The organism is Candidatus Clostridium stratigraminis (genome assembly GCF_045310675.1).
GTDB classification, from domain to species: domain Bacteria; phylum Bacillota; class Clostridia; order Clostridiales; family Clostridiaceae; genus Clostridium_AT; species Clostridium_AT stratigraminis.
On the sequence record NZ_JBJHZZ010000001.1, the window covers coordinates 50,520 to 67,158 of the forward strand.

At 33.1% G+C, this 16,639-nt stretch carries 15 protein-coding genes and 1 pseudogene; 12 read left to right on the forward strand and 4 right to left on the reverse strand.

What is annotated here, in order from left to right; translation table 11 throughout:
• The first annotated feature begins 42 nt into the window (after positions 1-42).
• Positions 43-465 (forward strand): arsenate reductase/protein-tyrosine-phosphatase family protein, encoded by a 423-nt coding sequence (locus ACJDUG_RS00260; protein WP_406767873.1) that lies wholly within the window; start codon positions 43-45, stop codon positions 463-465.
• A 66-nt stretch (positions 466-531) separates the two neighbouring features.
• Positions 532-1,593, forward strand: coding sequence for an ACR3 family arsenite efflux transporter (gene arsB, locus ACJDUG_RS00265; protein WP_406767874.1), 1,062 nt, complete (start codon positions 532-534; stop codon positions 1,591-1,593).
• Positions 1,594-1,693: 100 nt separating this feature from the next.
• On the opposite strand, the gene crcB (ACJDUG_RS00270) is transcribed toward arsB, so the two are convergent.
• The 3 genes from crcB (ACJDUG_RS00270) to ACJDUG_RS00280 form a co-directional block, all read right to left on the reverse strand.
• Complete coding sequence (gene crcB, locus ACJDUG_RS00270) at positions 1,694-2,053, reverse strand: fluoride efflux transporter CrcB (RefSeq protein ID WP_406767875.1); 360 nt, start codon at positions 2,051-2,053, stop codon at positions 1,694-1,696.
• Position 2,054: 1 nt separating this feature from the next.
• A complete protein-coding gene (crcB, locus tag ACJDUG_RS00275) occupies positions 2,055-2,510 on the reverse strand; it encodes a fluoride efflux transporter CrcB (protein ID WP_406767876.1) in 456 nt (151 codons plus the stop codon).
• 80 nt (positions 2,511-2,590) lie between these two features.
• Entirely contained in the window at positions 2,591-3,910 is a 1,320-nt protein-coding gene (locus ACJDUG_RS00280) for a replication-associated recombination protein A (RefSeq protein ID WP_406767877.1), read from the reverse strand.
• Positions 3,911-4,170: 260 nt separating this feature from the next.
• On the opposite strand from ACJDUG_RS00280, the gene ACJDUG_RS00285 reads away from it, so the two are divergent.
• The 7 genes and pseudogenes from ACJDUG_RS00285 to ACJDUG_RS00315 all read left to right on the forward strand — a co-directional run bounded on the left by ACJDUG_RS00285 (position 4,171) and on the right by ACJDUG_RS00315 (position 11,484).
• Positions 4,171-4,851, forward strand: a complete 681-nt coding sequence (locus ACJDUG_RS00285; protein WP_406767878.1) for a response regulator transcription factor — start codon at positions 4,171-4,173, stop codon at positions 4,849-4,851.
• Positions 4,848-6,242, forward strand: coding sequence for a sensor histidine kinase (locus ACJDUG_RS00290; protein ID WP_406767879.1), 1,395 nt, complete (start codon positions 4,848-4,850; stop codon positions 6,240-6,242). Before ACJDUG_RS00285 ends, ACJDUG_RS00290 begins: the two co-directional genes overlap by 4 nt.
• Before the next feature lie 239 nt (positions 6,243-6,481).
• Positions 6,482-7,696, forward strand: a complete 1,215-nt coding sequence (locus tag ACJDUG_RS00295; RefSeq protein WP_406767880.1) for an efflux RND transporter periplasmic adaptor subunit — start codon at positions 6,482-6,484, stop codon at positions 7,694-7,696.
• Between the two features lie 82 nt (positions 7,697-7,778).
• The gene (locus ACJDUG_RS00300) at positions 7,779-8,222 is read left to right on the forward strand and encodes an ABC transporter ATP-binding protein (protein WP_406768668.1); all 444 of its coding nucleotides are present in this window, start codon (positions 7,779-7,781) and stop codon (positions 8,220-8,222) included.
• Positions 8,168-8,632, forward strand: a pseudogene (locus ACJDUG_RS00305) (ABC transporter permease); the annotation flags it as partial. The gene ACJDUG_RS00300 and the pseudogene ACJDUG_RS00305, both read left to right, overlap by 55 nt.
• 96 nt (positions 8,633-8,728) lie before the next feature.
• A complete protein-coding gene (locus ACJDUG_RS00310) occupies positions 8,729-9,694 on the forward strand; it encodes a glycosyltransferase family 2 protein (RefSeq protein ID WP_406767881.1) in 966 nt (321 codons plus the stop codon).
• 89 nt (positions 9,695-9,783) lie between these two features.
• Positions 9,784-11,484 carry a methyl-accepting chemotaxis protein gene (locus ACJDUG_RS00315; RefSeq protein WP_406767882.1) on the forward strand — a complete coding sequence of 567 codons (1,701 nt, stop codon included), beginning with the start codon at positions 9,784-9,786 and terminating at the stop codon, positions 11,482-11,484.
• 114 nt (positions 11,485-11,598) lie between these two features.
• Here the strand turns inward: ACJDUG_RS00315 and ACJDUG_RS00320 are convergent, their stop codons facing one another.
• Positions 11,599-12,744, reverse strand: a complete 1,146-nt coding sequence (locus ACJDUG_RS00320; RefSeq protein ID WP_406768669.1) for an amidase domain-containing protein — start codon at positions 12,742-12,744, stop codon at positions 11,599-11,601.
• Positions 12,745-13,117: 373 nt separating this feature from the next.
• Between ACJDUG_RS00320 and ACJDUG_RS00325 the strand changes: the two genes are divergently transcribed.
• The 3 genes from ACJDUG_RS00325 (at position 13,118) to ACJDUG_RS00335 (ending at position 16,619) form a co-directional block, all read left to right on the forward strand.
• Entirely contained in the window at positions 13,118-14,599 is a 1,482-nt protein-coding gene (locus ACJDUG_RS00325; RefSeq protein WP_406767883.1) for an efflux RND transporter periplasmic adaptor subunit, read from the forward strand.
• Positions 14,600-14,715: 116 nt separating this feature from the next.
• A complete protein-coding gene (locus ACJDUG_RS00330) occupies positions 14,716-15,429 on the forward strand; it encodes an ABC transporter ATP-binding protein (protein ID WP_406767884.1) in 714 nt (237 codons plus the stop codon).
• Positions 15,426-16,619 carry an ABC transporter permease gene (locus ACJDUG_RS00335; RefSeq protein WP_406767885.1) on the forward strand — a complete coding sequence of 398 codons (1,194 nt, stop codon included), beginning with the start codon at positions 15,426-15,428 and terminating at the stop codon, positions 16,617-16,619. The genes ACJDUG_RS00330 and ACJDUG_RS00335 overlap by 4 nt, the downstream gene beginning before the upstream one ends.
• Positions 16,620-16,639: the final 20 nt, after the last annotated feature.

Here is a 16,639-nt window from a genome sequence, read left to right on the forward strand (position 1 = left end):
ACTTAATTTAGTGAAAATTTGATGAACGGAGGATTATTTTTTATGAAACCAAAAGTTGCCTTCATTTGTGTTCATAATTCATGTAGATCTCAAATGGCAGAAGCACTGGGAAAGCTTTACGCTGCAGACGTGTTTGAGTCATATTCTGCAGGGACAGAACTTAGGGATAAGATAAACCAAGATGCAGTAAGAATAGTAAAAGATTTATATAGGCTAGATATGAATAAGACACAGAAGTCTAAACTTCTTACAGATTTACCAGATGTAGATATAGTAGTTAAAATGGGTTGTAATGTAATTTGTCCATTCTTACCTTCAAGGCATGAAGAAGATTGGGGTTTAGATGATCCTTCAGGTAAAAGTGATGAGGAATTTATTAAAACTGCTAAGAAGATAGAAGAAAAAGTTAAAGATTTAGCTCAAAGAATTAAGAATAAAGAAATAAATTATAATGAAGAAATTTAATGGTAGTTTGCGAAGGAGTAATCGACAATTAGACTACCAATGTTCTAACTAAAAGGAGGGATAATTTTGAGTAATAAAAAAGGAAGACTTGCTTGGTTAGATAAATATCTAACTTTGTGGATTTTTCTGGCTATGGCACTAGGAGTATTAATAGGATGGGTGTTCCCAGGTCTTTCAAATGTATTATCCTCACTTTCAATAGGTACTACATCTATTCCAATTGCTATAGGACTTATTGTAATGATGTATCCACCGCTTGCTAAGGTAAATTATAAAGAGTTAGGAAAGGTCTTTAGAAGTCCTAGGGTATTAACTTTGTCACTAGTACAGAATTGGATTATTGGACCAGTGCTAATGTTTACACTAGCTGTAGTATTTTTAAGAAATTACCCACATTTTATGGTAGGGCTTATACTTATAGGACTTGCAAGATGTATAGCTATGGTAATTGTATGGAATAGCTTGGCTGATGGTGATAATGAATATGCAGCTGCACTTGTTGCATTTAATTCAATATTTCAAGTGGTATTCTACTCAATCTTTGCTTATATATTTATCACAGTATTACCAAGGTGGATTGGACTAGAAGGCATGGCAGTTCATGTTTCAATGGGGGAGGTTGCTTCTTCAGTAGCTATCTATCTTGGTATACCATTTATTGGTGGAATGCTAACGAGATTATTATTAGAACCAGCTAAGGGAACTGAATGGTATACTAAAAAATTCATACCAAAGATAAGCCCACTAGCATTGATTGCATTATTATTTACTATAGTTATTATGTTTATGTTTAAAGGTAAATACATTATAGAACTACCTATGGATGTTGTGAGAATTGCAATACCTCTTGTAATATATTTTATTATAATGTTTTCTGTTTCCTTCTTTATTAGCCATAAATCTGGAATTGACTATCCTAAAACAGTTAGTCTTTCATTTACGGCAGCTAGTAATAATTTTGAACTTGCAATAGCTGTTGCTGTAGCAGTCTTTGGAATTCAATCAAAGGAAGCTTTTACTGCAGTTATAGGTCCGCTAATTGAAGTACCAGTGATGATAGGACTGGTTAATGTAGCACTAGGTTGGGGAAGAAAATATTTTAATTACAAGAGAAATATAGAAAGTTAAAAATTTAAATAATTTCCAGTTTTTTTAGTGTAAAATAAAACATAAAATTTTAATATTGAGGTAAAATGATAAATTTAAATTATCATTTTACCTTTATTATTTACTTTAGTAAAAAACCTATTTTTGTACCAATAATAAACCCTATTACTCCTAAAATCAAAGAAGTTAAAATATAAGTAAAGGCATTAAGTTTTTCCTTTTCATTAAAAAGGTTAAAACCTTCATACATAAAGGTTGAAAATGTGGTATAGCCACCTAAAAATCCATCTGCTAGAAGATGAGTTAAATTAGCACTTACCCCAATTGAACTTACTATTCCAAGTATAAAGGCTCCGGTAATATTTATTATAAAGGTTCCCAAGGGAAACTTAGTTTTTGATTTTAAAGAAATTACCTTTCCAAGCTTGTATCTTACAATGCTTCCAAAGGCCCCGCCAATTCCAACAAGAAGGTAATCCATCTTATTCAGCCTCCTCCTCTAAATCAGCAGCAGTTTCTTCTGCAGTTACCCATTGATGCCATTTTGCATCTGCCTGCTTATAAGAAGCTATTCTTGCTGCGGCAGTACCCAAATATGCCGCACCAAGTCCTAAAATTATTGAAAGTAAAATATAACATGCAGCTGAAATAAAATATCCTCTGTTTATTAATAAAGCAGTTTCCTTGCACATTGTAGAAAAAGTAGTATATGCTCCAATAAAACCTGTACCTATTCCAAGCTTAATATCAGAATCAAATTCCTTTACAAGAAGGGCAGCAGTTAGAATAAATGCAAGTAGAAAGCTTCCTGTAATATTTATTATGAAAGTATTTAAAGGAAATGTTCCATTATAGTGATAGAGTTGTATATTTCTTATATAATATCTCAATATTGCTCCAAATAATCCGCCTAAACCTATAAAAATGTATTTACGCATTATTCCTCCTAGTAATCTTTAACTTACATAAAAGTACAAACATTTCTGCTTATATTCCATTGTTATTTTTATAAACTATACTATCTCTTTTTGTTTCCCCATAATTTATTAAGCCTTTCTTTAATTCGCAGCTCTGTTCCATTTTCTGTAGGGCTGTAATAAACCTTATCCTTATGTGAGGTTGGGAGGTACTGCTGTTCTACAAAACCACCAAAGCTATGGGGGTAAAGATAATGCTGTCCCTTTTCCAAACGGTCAGCTCCCTTATAGTGAGCATCCATTAAATAAGGAGGAATACCTGAATCCCTATTTTTGCGAACATCTTCAAGTGCATTATCTATGGCAAAGTATGAGGCATTAGATTTAGGCGCACAGGCCACATAAATGGCTGCTTGAGAAAGATTAATTCTGCATTCAGGCATTCCAATTACTTGAGCTGCAGTCATAGCACTTGTGGCTACAACTAGAGCCATAGGGTCTGCATTTCCAATATCTTCTGATGCACAGATTACAATTCTTCTGGCAATAAATATGGGATCCTCACCGCTATCCAGCATTTTAGCCAAATAAAATACAACTGCATCTGGGTCACTGCCTCTCATAGATTTAATGAAGGCGCTAATAGTATCATAATGATTATCTCCATTTTTATCGTAGAGGGTCATTTTTCTCTGAATACATTCTTTAGCATCCTCTACAGTAATAATGATTTTATTATCTGCTCTTTTAGAGGTCTTAGCGGCCATTTCTAAGGCATTTAAGGCCTTTCTTATATCTCCATTGCTGTGAACTGCAAAATACTTAAGAACTTCATCTTCTAGAGAAATTGATAAATCACCTAGACCCTTAGGATTCTTCAGTGCATTCTTAAGAGCCTTAATTACATCCTCGTCTGTTAGAGCCTTTAGATGAAAGATCATTGAGCGAGAAAGTAAAGCATTGTTTACCTCAAAATAAGGATTCTCAGTTGTTGCACCAATTAGGGTTATAATTCCCTTTTCAACCCATGGAAGAAGAGAATCCTGTTGAGATTTGTTAAAGCGGTGCACCTCGTCTAAAAAAAGTATTGTTTTTATGCTATAGAGTTTTAGATTGCTTTCTGCTTCCTGTACTATTTTTCGTACATCAGCTGTACCTGCTGATACGGCACTTAACTCTACAAAATTGGCTTTTGTTTTATTTGCTATTATCCTTGCAAGAGTTGTTTTGCCAACTCCTGGAGGTCCATAAAATATAGCTGAAGATATATTATCTGTCGTTATTGCTCTATATAGCATTTTATCTTTTGAAAGTAAATGCTCCTGTCCAATAAAATCCTCTAAGGTTTCTGGTCTAACTCTTTCTGCAAGTGGTTTCAGCTTAAAGTTATTTTTTTCATTTGCTATATCAAATAAATCCATTTTTCCACTTCCTGTTTTAATGAAATATATTAAATTATGAGAAGACTAAATTTATGTAAATTACAATATCTGTAGAAATATGCTGATTTCATCATAATATTTATCTATATATTATAGCATATTAATATTTACAAAGTGTATTCAGTAAATCTTTCAAGTTTTAGTGAAACACATATTTTTCACATAATTTATCTAAAATGTTTCGTTAATTTTATGCTAGAATATAATTAATTTAAAACAGCTTTATTGAGGTGATAGGTATGTCACGAAAAATCTATCTTGTGGAAGATGAGAAAAGTTTAAATATTCTGCTGGAAAAATATTTGCAAAAGGAAGGCTATGAAGTAACTACCTTTGCAAACGGAAATTCCGCAATTGAAAAGATAAAATATTTGCCAGATTTATGGGTATTAGATATAATGCTGCCTGATACTGATGGCTACGAAATAATTAAGTCAATTAAACAGTATAACAAAAATACTCCTGTCATATTTATGTCTGCTAAAAATGAGGAGCTTGACAGAGTGGTGGGATTAGAACTTGGCAGTGATGATTACCTGTCAAAGCCGTTTTTGCCTAGAGAATTGGTTATTAGAGTTAATAAATTAATGGAAAGAATATATGGTAAGGTAAATGAAGAAGCTGTAGATATTCTTCTAAGTATAGGAGACTATAGAATAAGTAAGAATCAGAGAACTGTTTTACTAGGAAATGAAGAAATACAATTGACGAATAAGGAATTTGAATTATTAAATTATTTTGTGGTGAATAAAAATACTGTAGTTTCCAGAGAGCAGATTCTAGTGAATGTATGGGGAGACGACTATTTTGGCTCAGACAGAGTGGTGGATGATACAATAAGAAGACTTAGAAAAAAAGTAGATAGATTAAACTTTGAAACAGTATATGGCTACGGTTATAAATTGGTGGTAAAACTATGAGAAAACTAAAGTTTAAATCCTTAACTATGAGAATATGGACTACCTTTACTGCTATAATTCTTGTAATAATATGTAGTATTTCACTATTATATTTATTTGCATTTAGAAGAATGAGCGATATTGCTAAGGCTCAAGATTTAAAGGTTGCTCATGATATATTATTAAAAAGCAATAATTTTAATCAGCCAACTAGATTTGATGAGTTAAAGAATTTGCGCGGAAGCGATAGTTTTATTGTGAAAATGGACAGCAGCAAACAAATTCAGATTAATGATATTAATAATAAAATGAATGTGCCTCATGATCAGGGTAATAATCCACCTCCTGGATTTCATGGCAATGACAATGCTGCAAGGAACTGGATGGCAAGCTTTATAAAAGAAGATAATATTTATGAAAAACAGTTTAAAGCTGATTATAATGGTATGAATTTTATCTTTATCATAAGCTCAATAGATAGCAGCAGTGCTACAAAATCCTATTTGGTTACTTATATGCCAAATCTTCAAGACAATAGTTTATTATATTCAATGCTTGTTATTGGAATAGTATTTATTGCCATTGGGTTTCTAACAGCAAAACTTGTAGCTAATTATATTTCAAAGCCCCTTAAGGAACTAGAGGAATATACAGTCAAGATAGCTCATAAGGACTGGAAAGAATCTATAAAATTAAAAAATGAAGATGAAATTGGCAGGCTTGCAGAGTCTATGAATCGTATGCAAAGGGAATTAAGTCATGCAGATGAAGAAGAAAAAATGTTTCTCCAAAGCATATCCCATGATTTAAAGACCCCTGTTATGGTTATTATGAGTCATGCAGATGCAATTATAGATGGCGTGTATATTGATTCAGTAGAAAAAACTGCAGAAATTATAAGGGATGAAGCTATAAGCTTAGAGAAGAAAATTAAACAGCTTTTGTATTTAAATACCTTAGATTATGTTTTGGGAAATAATACTGAAAGCAATGAAATTGAGTTACATGATTTTTTACTTCATATTATTAACAGGTTTGAATTAGTAAACAGTAATATAGAATGGAATCTTAATTTAGAGAATTTAAGTATTAATGGATATGAAGAAAAGCTTCAGGTTGCCATTGAAAACATACTGGATAATGCTCTTAGATATGCAAAGGAGAAGATCTGCATAACATTAAAAAGAGAGGGTGCTTTTGCTGTTTTAGAAATATTTAATGATGGTCCTAATATTAATGAAGAGCGTTTAGTTCACATTTTTAATAATCTATATAAGGACAAAACTGGAAACTTCGGCCTTGGGCTTGCAATTTCTAAAAAGATTATAGACTTTTATAGGGGTGAAATAACAGCTGTAAATAGAGAAAATGGTGTAAGCTTCATAATTAAGTATCCGATGGAAGCCATATGACTTATAAAATAAGTCATATGGCTTCTACTTATTTTAACATATTATACAAGAAGTAAGTCATAAGCCAATGGATGCCACTTTCACATAATGTTCACATTAGTTTTTGATAATAGTGCAACAATTAAAAATTATAATTCTTTATATGGATATAAGATGAAATTTAACGGACACTTTGCCGGTGGCAGTGGGCTAGTAATTTCAAACCGCTCAGTCGTGACCACTAAGAGGAGGAATTTATAATGAAGAGTACATTAATTAAGGCCGTTATAGCAGGAATAATTGTTGTTGGTGTTGCATTTGGAGGTTTCTATGGATATAAGACCCTAGCTAACAAACCGGCTTCTACGGTAGTTAGTCAGTATTATTCAGTAGCTGCAAGAAAAATGAATCTGCAAGTTACTATTCAAGGTACAGGTGCAGCCTATGCTGCTGGAACTAAGGATGTAGCTCCAAATAATAATGGAACTTTAAAGAGTCTTACAGTTAAAGTAGGTGATACTGTTACTGCAGGGCAAAAGCTTTATACTGCTGATAGTGATGACTTAAGAAAAGCAGTTACTAGTGCACAAAATAATTTAACTAAGCAGAAGCTAACCTTAACAACTGATGAAAGTGCTGAAAAAGTAGATGATAACAAGGTTGCAATGGATAAAATATCTGTAAGTGATGCACAGTCTCAACTAAATGATGCATATAGCCAATTAAATAAAATGACTGTCACTGCTCCAATTGGCGGAGTAGTGACTGCAGTAAATAATATTAACGGAGATAGCGTGTCACAAGGAAAGAGTGTACTTACTATAGTTAATATGAGTTCTATGAAGGTTAAGGTTGCTGTTGACGAACTTGATATAGGAAAAGTAAAGGTAGGACAGGCAGCAACAATTAAATTTGATGCTATTAAAGATAAATCCTTTGAGGGAACAGTGGAATCAATTGCTCAGACGGGTACTCCATCAAATAATGTTACAACCTATGATGTGGTGGCAGCCATTAAAAATCCTGCAGGAATAAAGCTTGGTATGAATGCAAATGTTACTATTTCAGTTGAAAGTAAAGATAATGCGCTAGTAATACCTGCAGATGCCTTAGTTGAAAATAATGGGCAAAAATTTGTTAGGTTAGTAAGCAATAACAGCTCAGCAGCTGTAACCAACGGTAATGCAAATTCACAAAATAGTCAAAGCAGTAATTTAACTTCAATAAAGACTGGACTTGAAACTGAAAACTATATAGAAGTAACTGATGGATTAAAAGATGGAGATAAGGTTCAAATAAAATTAATACAAGCAAGTACTTCAAATAGCAATAATAAAGGCAATGCGGTTGGAGGTTTCGGAGGAGACATGGGTGATTTTGGGGGACCTCAAGGCGGAAATGGCGGTCCAATGCCTCAAGGCAGCAATGGGGGTAACGGAACACAGGGCAGCAATAGCAGCGGTGCTAAAAATTAAGGTGTTTGGAGGTGTGGATATGGAGGATGGTTTTATTAATAAAGATATTATTACCATGACTAATATTGAGAAAGTATATAAAATGGGAAGCAGTACCTATAAAGCATTAGATGGTGTTACCTTAAACATTAGTAAAGGAGAGTATGCAGCTATTGTAGGGCCCTCTGGTGCTGGGAAGTCAACTCTTATGAATATAATTGGCTGCTTGGATAAACCTACAAATGGGGAATATATTTTAGATGGATTAAATACAAACTGCAGTGATAATAAACTAGCAGAAATAAGAAATAAAAAAATTGGTTTTATATTTCAAAATTATAATCTGCTCCCAAAACTTAATGTTTTTCAAAATATTGAACTGCCGCTATTATATTTAGGCTACTCTAGCAGCAAGATAAAGGAAAAGGTATTAAGGGCCATTGAAAAAGTAGATCTTGAATCACATATAAAGCATAAGCCTTCAGAGCTGACAGCACTACAAACACCAGAAGTTACTATAGAGTTATGGATCAAACTAGTATATTAGACACAGCAACGTCAACAACTCAGAGCATGACTTCCATGCTAGCTGGAATTGCAGCAATTTCACTAATTGTAGGTGGTATAGGCATAATGAATATTATGCTTGTTTCAGTAGTGGAAAGAACTAGAGAGATAGGAACAAGAAAAGCAATTGGAGCAAAGCGAAGAAATATACTTTTGCAATTTTTAATTGAAGCAGCAAGTGTAAGTGGACTTGGTGGGATAATAGGAGTTTTATTTGGATATTTAGGTTCCTATGTAGGACAGCGATTTTTTAATACAACAATATTGATTTCAGGCAATATAGTAATAGTTGCATTTTTATTCTCTGTAATAGTAGGGGTAATATTTGGAATATATCCCTCTAATAAGGCTTCGAAGCTAAATCCCATAGATGCGTTAAGATTTGAATAATACTAGCAGCATCCATATAACTTATTACATAAGTCATATGGATGCTACTTAATTATAAATAAATTGGGAATAATATCAATGAGGTGGTGTGTTAGTATGATTAATAAAATATATTCTTTAATAGTTCCACTTTATAATGAAGAGCTTGTTATTAATGAAAGTTACAGAAGATTAAAAGTAGTATTGGATGAGACCCATGAGGATTATGAAATTATTTTTGTAAATGATGGCAGCAAGGATTTAACTAAAAAAATGGTAGAAGACATATGTAAAAAAGATGGGAAAATAAAGCTTGTTAATTTTTCAAGAAATTTTGGACATCAGGCTGCAATTACAGCAGGTATGAATATGGCAGCTGGTAAAGCAATAATAGTTATTGATGCAGATCTTCAAGACCCACCAGAGGTTATATTGCAGATGATTGAGAAGTGGAAGGAGGGGTATGAGGTAGTCTATGGTAAGAGAGCTAAAAGGGAGGGAGAAAGCTTCTTAAAAAAGCTTACTGCTAAAGGATTTTATAGAATCTTGAGAAGTATGACTAGTATTGATATTCCTGTTGATACAGGTGATTTTAGACTTATAGACAGAAAGGTATGCAATGCCTTAAATTCACTTCCTGAAAAAAACAGATATGTTAGAGGACTTGTGAGCTGGGTTGGATTTAAACAGAGCTCAGTAGAATTTATAAGGCAAGAAAGATTTGCAGGAGAAACTAAGTATCCTCTTAAAAAGATGATGAAATTAGCATTCGATGGAATTACCTCCTTTTCAAACAAGCCACTTATAGTAGGCAGCTATTTTGGAGGAATTATATTTTCAATAGGAATAATTTCAGCCTTTGGTGTATTAATAAGGGCTTTAATTAATAAGGTGAATCCTATAAACATATATTTTATGTTTGCAATAAGCTTAACAATGTTTGGCCTTGTTTTCATATCTCTCGGAATGATGGGGGAGTATATTGGAAGAATGTTTGATGAAAGCAAAAATAGGCCTTTATACATAATAGATGATATTGTTAACTATGAAGAAAAACCTCAAATATATGAAGTTATCAGCTAATATTTAAATGTGACTTCAATTAGCAAATATATGCAAATTACTACTATATATGCTATAATAGATTAATAATTTGGATAATTGGGGGCGCAATGATGAAATCATTGAAGAATTTGAAAATTACCACTAGTTTTAAAATTATAAGTATATTTGCAGCAGTTTTATTAATAGTAATAGGGGCAGTGGGCTATTGGAGTATGAAAACTATTAATGACAATTTAAAATATGTATTGGATAATAATTTAGTGCCTGTAAGTATGACAGGTAATATGAGAAGTGACTTTCTAAAGATAGACTTAGAAGTAAGCAAGGCAGCATTAGGAGCGTTAGATATTAATACTTCCTCAACAGTAGATATGTATAAAAAGGATATGGAGAATTCTGAAAAAGAATATAGAAAAATAAATATTTCTAGTTTTGAAAAGACTAAGCTAGATGAACTAGATGGTTTCGAAAAGAGTTTTTTTGATATTTGGGATAATGTTGTAGTGCAAACAGGTAATTCTGAAAAGCTTAATGAATCTGATAGCTCTCATTTAGCAGACATAAGCACGAAAATTGAAACCTTACTGCAGAATTTAGCACAATATAATGAAAACCAAGCTAATACTAAAAGAACTGAAAGTATTGCGGCCTATAAAAGTGGTTTATACACTATGTTAGCCATAATAATAGCGGCATTTATTATGTTCCTCGTTATAGCTTATATAGTTATTAAGATGGTTCAAATGGCATCAAAGAATATGATATCTACTTTAGAAGCTGTATCAACCGGTGACTTTACCGTTCATATAGATGAATTTAGTAATAATGAATTCGGAATAATGAAAAAAACACTTAGAAAGACCTTAGATGGTGTTTCGAATATGATAAAAACCATACAAGATAAAATAACTTTATTGGATCAGGGTGCAATAAAGTTAAGTTCAGTTTCTGATGAAATGTCATTGTCTTCAAGGAATGTGGCTGCTGCTATTGGCGAGGTGGCTAGTGGTACCAGCTCACAAGCTGATGATTTAATGGAAGTATCAAAAGTATTATATGACTTTGGAAATCAGCTTGATAACATAGTTCATTCTATAGGGAATGTTGATAATAATTCAAGAAAAATAAATGAAATGACTAAAAGCGGCAATAATAATATGGTTAATTTGACACTTTCAATCGAAAATATCAGCAGTACATTTAATTCCTTTATAAATGGAATTATGAACTTGAATCAAAACATAAATAAGGTAAACGAGATTACTGGGTTAATAAATGGTATTGCAGAGCAGACTAACCTCTTAGCACTTAATGCTTCCATAGAGGCAGCAAGAGCAGGAGAGGCGGGAAAGGGGTTTGCAGTTGTTGCGGATGAAATAAGAAAACTTGCTGAACAAAGCAAAGTATCTTCTGATAACATAAGCCAATTAATTTCTGGAGTATCACAGGAAAGCAGTAATATTAAGAACAGTGCTTATACAGTAAATGATGAATTCAAACACCAAATGACATTAATAAATACTGCAGTTAAAACTTATGAAGAAATTTTAATGGCAATAAATGAGGTTATTATACAAATAGAAGAGGTTAATACTTCAGCCCAAAGCTTAAATGGCGGGAAAGATAATATTATAAATAGATTGGATGCGGTATCAACAGTTGCACAAGAAGTATCTGCTTCTTCTGAAGAAATTTCTGCATCAACTGAAGAGATGGAAGCCTCATCAGATGAGGTGGCAAATACCTCTAAACAGTTAAATGAAATGGCAAAAACTATTATAAATGAAGTAAGTAAATTCAAGTTATAATTAAAAAATGTTGTGTTTTTAGTTAAATAAATAAAAACACAACATTTTTGTTTAATTTATAAAATTAATAGCTATTACTTTATATACTAGAATAAAGACAAACAATTACATTTACTATCCGTTTATGTGGATTAATAAAAATCTAATCTTTTTATCTCCCCAGCCAAGATCCCAAGGCACGTGATATCTATCTGTGGTATGGGAATTTACCAAGGGATAGCCATGGCAATCAAAACCTGTGACTATTGCAAAATGATCTATATTACCTCTGCCTTTTTCATAGCAAATTAAATCGCCTATCTGAAGCTTGGTGATTGCGGGCGTGGCACCGTTTTGTGAGGTGGTAAGCTCTTTAAAGGTACCTATCTTAATTAAACTTCCCTTACCAGAATAAATGAGATAATTCTTAAACGCATCCGCATTTACCCACGCACTAGAATGAGGAACCCAGCCTCCGCTTAAAGGTAGACCTCCGCCGTTTTTATCTCCTAGTGCCTGGGAAACAAAATTAGTGCAGTCCCCACCAATTCCATTATAATCGTTATATTTTTTATTATATTTAAAATTATTTCCGCTGCCCCATGCAGCACCGCAGTACTTGTCAGCGTAGGCCGCTGCATTTTGTCTGTCATAATATTTTCTATTACTAAAAGAGAATAGATCTTTAGATAATAGTGAGAATTTATTAAAGGAGATTGCAGAGCTAGGTAATTCAATAGTGTAGGATTGGAGTGCATCTTCAAAGCAGTCAGTATACCAATCGTTATAAATGACCCAAGCACCGTTTTTATTAATAAGGCTCACTGTATGTCTTATGCCGACTCCAAAAGAATTAACAGGGGAAGCCTCATCATTATTATAAACATAGTCAAATTTATAGGACTCTTCTAATGCTATTTTGATAATATTTCCTCTTGGATAAATCTTTTTAATCCTAACATAAGATTCCACATTACCAAAGGTTATTTCTCTTTCATTTGCCCAATCATTAAGATATTTAATTCTTTTAGTTTCATGTTCCAGCGCCCATTTGCCATATTTTTGAGAGGTATCAAATAATTCTTTAACAGGAGACAAGTCTCCAGAGACAAAGGCAGAGGAGCGAATAGCATATATTCTCTCAACTTCAGCTTTAATCTGCTTATCATCAATAGATGGCTTTAAGGGCTCAGCTCTTACAGCTTCATATCTAATATTAAAAGTTGTTGTAAGTAATAATGAAAACAAAATTATCATTAAAATTTTATTTCTAACTTTTATACCAATTATCAAGCAAAACAACTCCTTTAAGTAAAGTAAATTCCAAAGATCCTATTGGAGATATTATTTAAGTAGTTTTAGTGTATCCAAACTTTCAAAGAAAATTGTATTGATTTTAAAAAAATTAAATTTGGGGACGGTTAATTCCTTTCACGTTTTTGGAGACGGTTAATGCCTTTCTGAATTTTAAATATAATTTTATAATAATAAAAGCAAAGGCAACTTAGTAATTAACCGTCCCCAAGTTTCTTCATAAATTGTTAACAATATTGCCACTAAAAAAACATTAAGGGGCAATAAAATAATTACATTGCAATAAGATATTAATTTTGGAATCATAAATCATATATTTTAATCAAATGGGAGGAACAATATGAAAAGTAAGTTAATTAAAACTATAATAGCGTGTGTTATAGTTGCTTGTGTAGGCTTTGGAGGCTATTATGGCTACAATAAATTTATTGCAGCAAAACCAGTTAAAGCTGCAAGTCAGTATTTAACTTTAAATGCTAAGACAATGAATATGCAGGTAAATATTCAAGGAACTGGAGCTGCATATGCAGCAGTATCTAAGGATATAATGGCTAATAATAATGGAACCTTAAAGGATTTAAATGTAAAGATAGGGGATACGGTAGCGGCTGGAGCAAAACTTTTTACTTCAGACAGCGATGATTTGAGGAAGAGTGTTACTTCAGCACAAAATAATTTAAATAAACAAAATCTAACTCTGGCAAGCGACAAGCAAGCTTTGACAAATGCTCAAGCAGCTGTTACAGCAGCAGCTAATACTACGGATTCAAGTTCTAATGACAAAAATGCATCACAAAATGGAGGGCAAAGTAATCAAAATCCTCAGGACTCTGTTACAAGTGCTCAAAATAAAGTATCTATGGATCAATTAGGTCTAACTGATGCCCAAAGTCAATTAAGCTATGCTAACGAACAATTAAGTAAAGCCGTAGTTACTGCTCCAATAGGAGGTGTAATTACAGCTGTAAATAATTCAAATGGTGATTCTGTACAACCTGGTAAGGCAGTGGTTTCAATAGTTGATATGAACTCACTTAAGATAAAAGTTCAGGTAGATGAACTTGACATAGATAAGGTTAAACTAGGACAAAAGGCACAAATTAACTTTGATGCTATTAAAGATAAAACCTTTGATGGTACAGTAGAAACAATTGCTCAGACAGGAACTAGTAATAATAATGTAACTACCTATGATGTTATTGTTGATATTACAGATCCAACTGGAATTAAAATTGGAATGAATGCAAATGTAAGTATTCAAGTTGATAGTAAGGATAATGCACTTGTTGTTCCATCTGAGGCTGTAATTGATAGAAATGGACAAAAATTTGTTATGGTTCCTTCAAGCAGCACAACTTCCAATGCAGGATCTTCAAATAATAATTCAAATACTCAAAACAACACTGGAAATAATGGACAATCAACAAATGGGAATAATGGACAATCAACAAACGGAAGTAACGGGCAACCAGCTGGAAGCAATGGGCAGCAAAGAAGCAGCGGTCAGAATAGAAGAACAGGAACAGGCAACAGCAGTTATGGCGCAACAAGTGGTGGTAAATTAGTAAGAGTACAAACTGGTCTTGAAAATGAAAACTATGTTGAAATTACAGAAGGTTTAAATGATGGAGATAAGGTCCTTATACAATTGCCTCAAACAAGCTCAAGTACTAACAGTTCAAGTAAAAATGGTTTAGGCGGCAGCTTCGGTGGCGGTGGCTTAGGCGGAGGTAATTTCGGCGGTGGTACCTTCATTAGACAAGGCAGCGGCGGTGGCGGAAACAATGCTGCAGGCGGAAATAATGCTGCAAAAGGAGACTAGAACAAATAAGGAATACAGGTAAAAGTCCTAAATGGACTTTTACGGGTAACCTAGCCGATGGAAATCGGCTGGTATAGGTTACCCAGTATACAGAATAAGGAATACAGGAGGGTCCTATGGCTGAGAATTCAAATAAAGAAATAATTAAAATGACCAATATAGAAAAAGCTTACAACATGGGCAGCAGTACCTTCAAAGCACTAGATGGAGTTGACCTAAGTATTTCTAAGGGGGAATACGTGGCTATTGTCGGACCATCTGGGGCTGGTAAGTCAACTCTTATGAATATTATTGGCTGTTTAGATACCCCTACCAATGGAGAATATATATTGGACGGGTTAAATACAAAATGCAGCGATAATAAATTAGCAGAAATAAGAAATAAGAAAATTGGCTTTATATTTCAAAATTACAATCTGCTGCCTAAATTAAATATATTAGAAAATGTTGAATTACCACTTATGTATCTAGGTTATCCCAATAAAGAAATAAGAGAAAAGGCAAAGGCCGCACTTGAAAAGGTTGGTTTAACCACTCATTTAAAGCATAAACCCTCTGAGCTTTCAGGAGGTCAAATGCAAAGAGTTGCCATAGCAAGAGCACTTGCAACTGAACCACAAATAATACTTGCAGATGAGCCAACAGGAGCCTTAGATAGTAAAACTGGTAAAGAAGTATTACAAATGTTAAAGGATTTAAATAAAGAAGGTAATACTATAGTTATGATAACACATGATAAGGAAATAGCTGCAGAAGCAAAAAGAATGATTACTGTTAAGGATGGAATTATAACCTCGGACACTTTATCAGTGAGTGAGGTGGGAGCATGAAATTTAGTAGACTAGTAAAGATGGCATTATCCTCTGTATGGAACAATAAAATGAGATCCTTTCTTACAATGCTTGGTATAATTATAGGTATATCCTCTGTAATTATATTAGTTGGAATGGGTCAGGGAACTCAAAAACAGATAAGTGATCAAATAGAAAAATTAGGAACAAATTTAATTACAGTAACTATTACTGGAAGAAGAACTGCCTCAATTTCAGATTCAGAACTTGCAGATTTAAAGACTCAGCCTGGCATAAAGGAAATAGCACCGCAGTTAAGTTCAGGCAGTGTAAATATTAAAGCAGGAGATAAAAGTGCAACAACTTCCTTGGAAGCTTCTACACCTAATTATTCTGAAATAAGAAAAATTAATGTAGCTTCTGGCAGGTTTATAAATCAAAGAGATGAAGATAATAGATTTAAGGTTGCTGTAATAGGACCTGAAACTGCACAAAATATTTTTGGTAATACAAATGTTGTTGGAAATACTATGTATATAAATGGAATCCAATTTACTATTGTTGGTGTTTTAGAATCTCAAGGTACCTCAGCTATGGGTTCAAGCGATGATAGAATTATAGTTCCCCTTTCTACAGGAGAAAGATTACTTCAAACAACAAAAATTAGTAACTATTATATAGAGGCAGAGAGTAAGGATACAGTGGATGAGGCAATGTCATATTTAACTTTATTCTTAAATAATAAATATAAAATTAGTAATGATAATAGTGTAAATTCAAGAAACTATTATAGAGTAATGAATCAAACAAGTATTTTAGATACTGCAAATGCTACCAATCAAAGTATGACAGCAATGCTGGGCGGTATAGCAGCAATATCACTGCTAGTTGGTGGTATTGGTATAATGAATATAATGCTTGTATCAGTTATTGAAAGAACAAGAGAAATTGGAATTAGAAAGGCAATTGGGGCAAAGAGAAGAACTGTTCTTCTGCAATTCTTAATTGAAGCAGCAAGTATAAGCAGCTTAGGAGGTATACTTGGAGTTCTCCTTGGATACTTAGGCTCCTATTTTGGACCAAAGCTTTTTGGCAAAGTAATATTAATGTCGAATAGTATCGTAATAGAAGCCTTTATTTTTTCAGTAGTAGTAGGTATAATTTTTGGTATATACCCTGCAAATAAGGCTTCCAAATTAAACCCAATCGATGCCTTAAGATTTGAATAAGTAATGATAAACACGGAATA

What these genes read in the sequence shown, in the direction of transcription:
- ACJDUG_RS00260 (WP_406767873.1), top strand. Translation starts at nt 43, where the DNA reads ATGAAACCAAAAGTTGCCTTCATTTGTGTTCATAATTCATGTAGATCT.
- crcB (WP_406767875.1), bottom strand. Translation starts at nt 2,053, where the DNA reads ATGGATTACCTTCTTGTTGGAATTGGCGGGGCCTTTGGAAGCATTGTA.
- crcB (WP_406767876.1), bottom strand. Translation starts at nt 2,510, where the DNA reads ATGCGTAAATACATTTTTATAGGTTTAGGCGGATTATTTGGAGCAATA.
- ACJDUG_RS00280 (WP_406767877.1), bottom strand. Translation starts at nt 3,910, where the DNA reads ATGGATTTATTTGATATAGCAAATGAAAAAAATAACTTTAAGCTGAAA.
- ACJDUG_RS00285 (WP_406767878.1), top strand. Translation starts at nt 4,171, where the DNA reads ATGTCACGAAAAATCTATCTTGTGGAAGATGAGAAAAGTTTAAATATT.
- ACJDUG_RS00290 (WP_406767879.1), top strand. Translation starts at nt 4,848, where the DNA reads ATGAGAAAACTAAAGTTTAAATCCTTAACTATGAGAATATGGACTACC.
- ACJDUG_RS00295 (WP_406767880.1), top strand. Translation starts at nt 6,482, where the DNA reads ATGAAGAGTACATTAATTAAGGCCGTTATAGCAGGAATAATTGTTGTT.
- ACJDUG_RS00300 (WP_406768668.1), top strand. Translation starts at nt 7,779, where the DNA reads ATGGGAAGCAGTACCTATAAAGCATTAGATGGTGTTACCTTAAACATT.
- ACJDUG_RS00310 (WP_406767881.1), top strand. Translation starts at nt 8,729, where the DNA reads ATGATTAATAAAATATATTCTTTAATAGTTCCACTTTATAATGAAGAG.
- ACJDUG_RS00315 (WP_406767882.1), top strand. Translation starts at nt 9,784, where the DNA reads ATGATGAAATCATTGAAGAATTTGAAAATTACCACTAGTTTTAAAATT.
- ACJDUG_RS00325 (WP_406767883.1), top strand. Translation starts at nt 13,118, where the DNA reads ATGAAAAGTAAGTTAATTAAAACTATAATAGCGTGTGTTATAGTTGCT.
- ACJDUG_RS00330 (WP_406767884.1), top strand. Translation starts at nt 14,716, where the DNA reads ATGGCTGAGAATTCAAATAAAGAAATAATTAAAATGACCAATATAGAA.
- ACJDUG_RS00335 (WP_406767885.1), top strand. Translation starts at nt 15,426, where the DNA reads ATGAAATTTAGTAGACTAGTAAAGATGGCATTATCCTCTGTATGGAAC.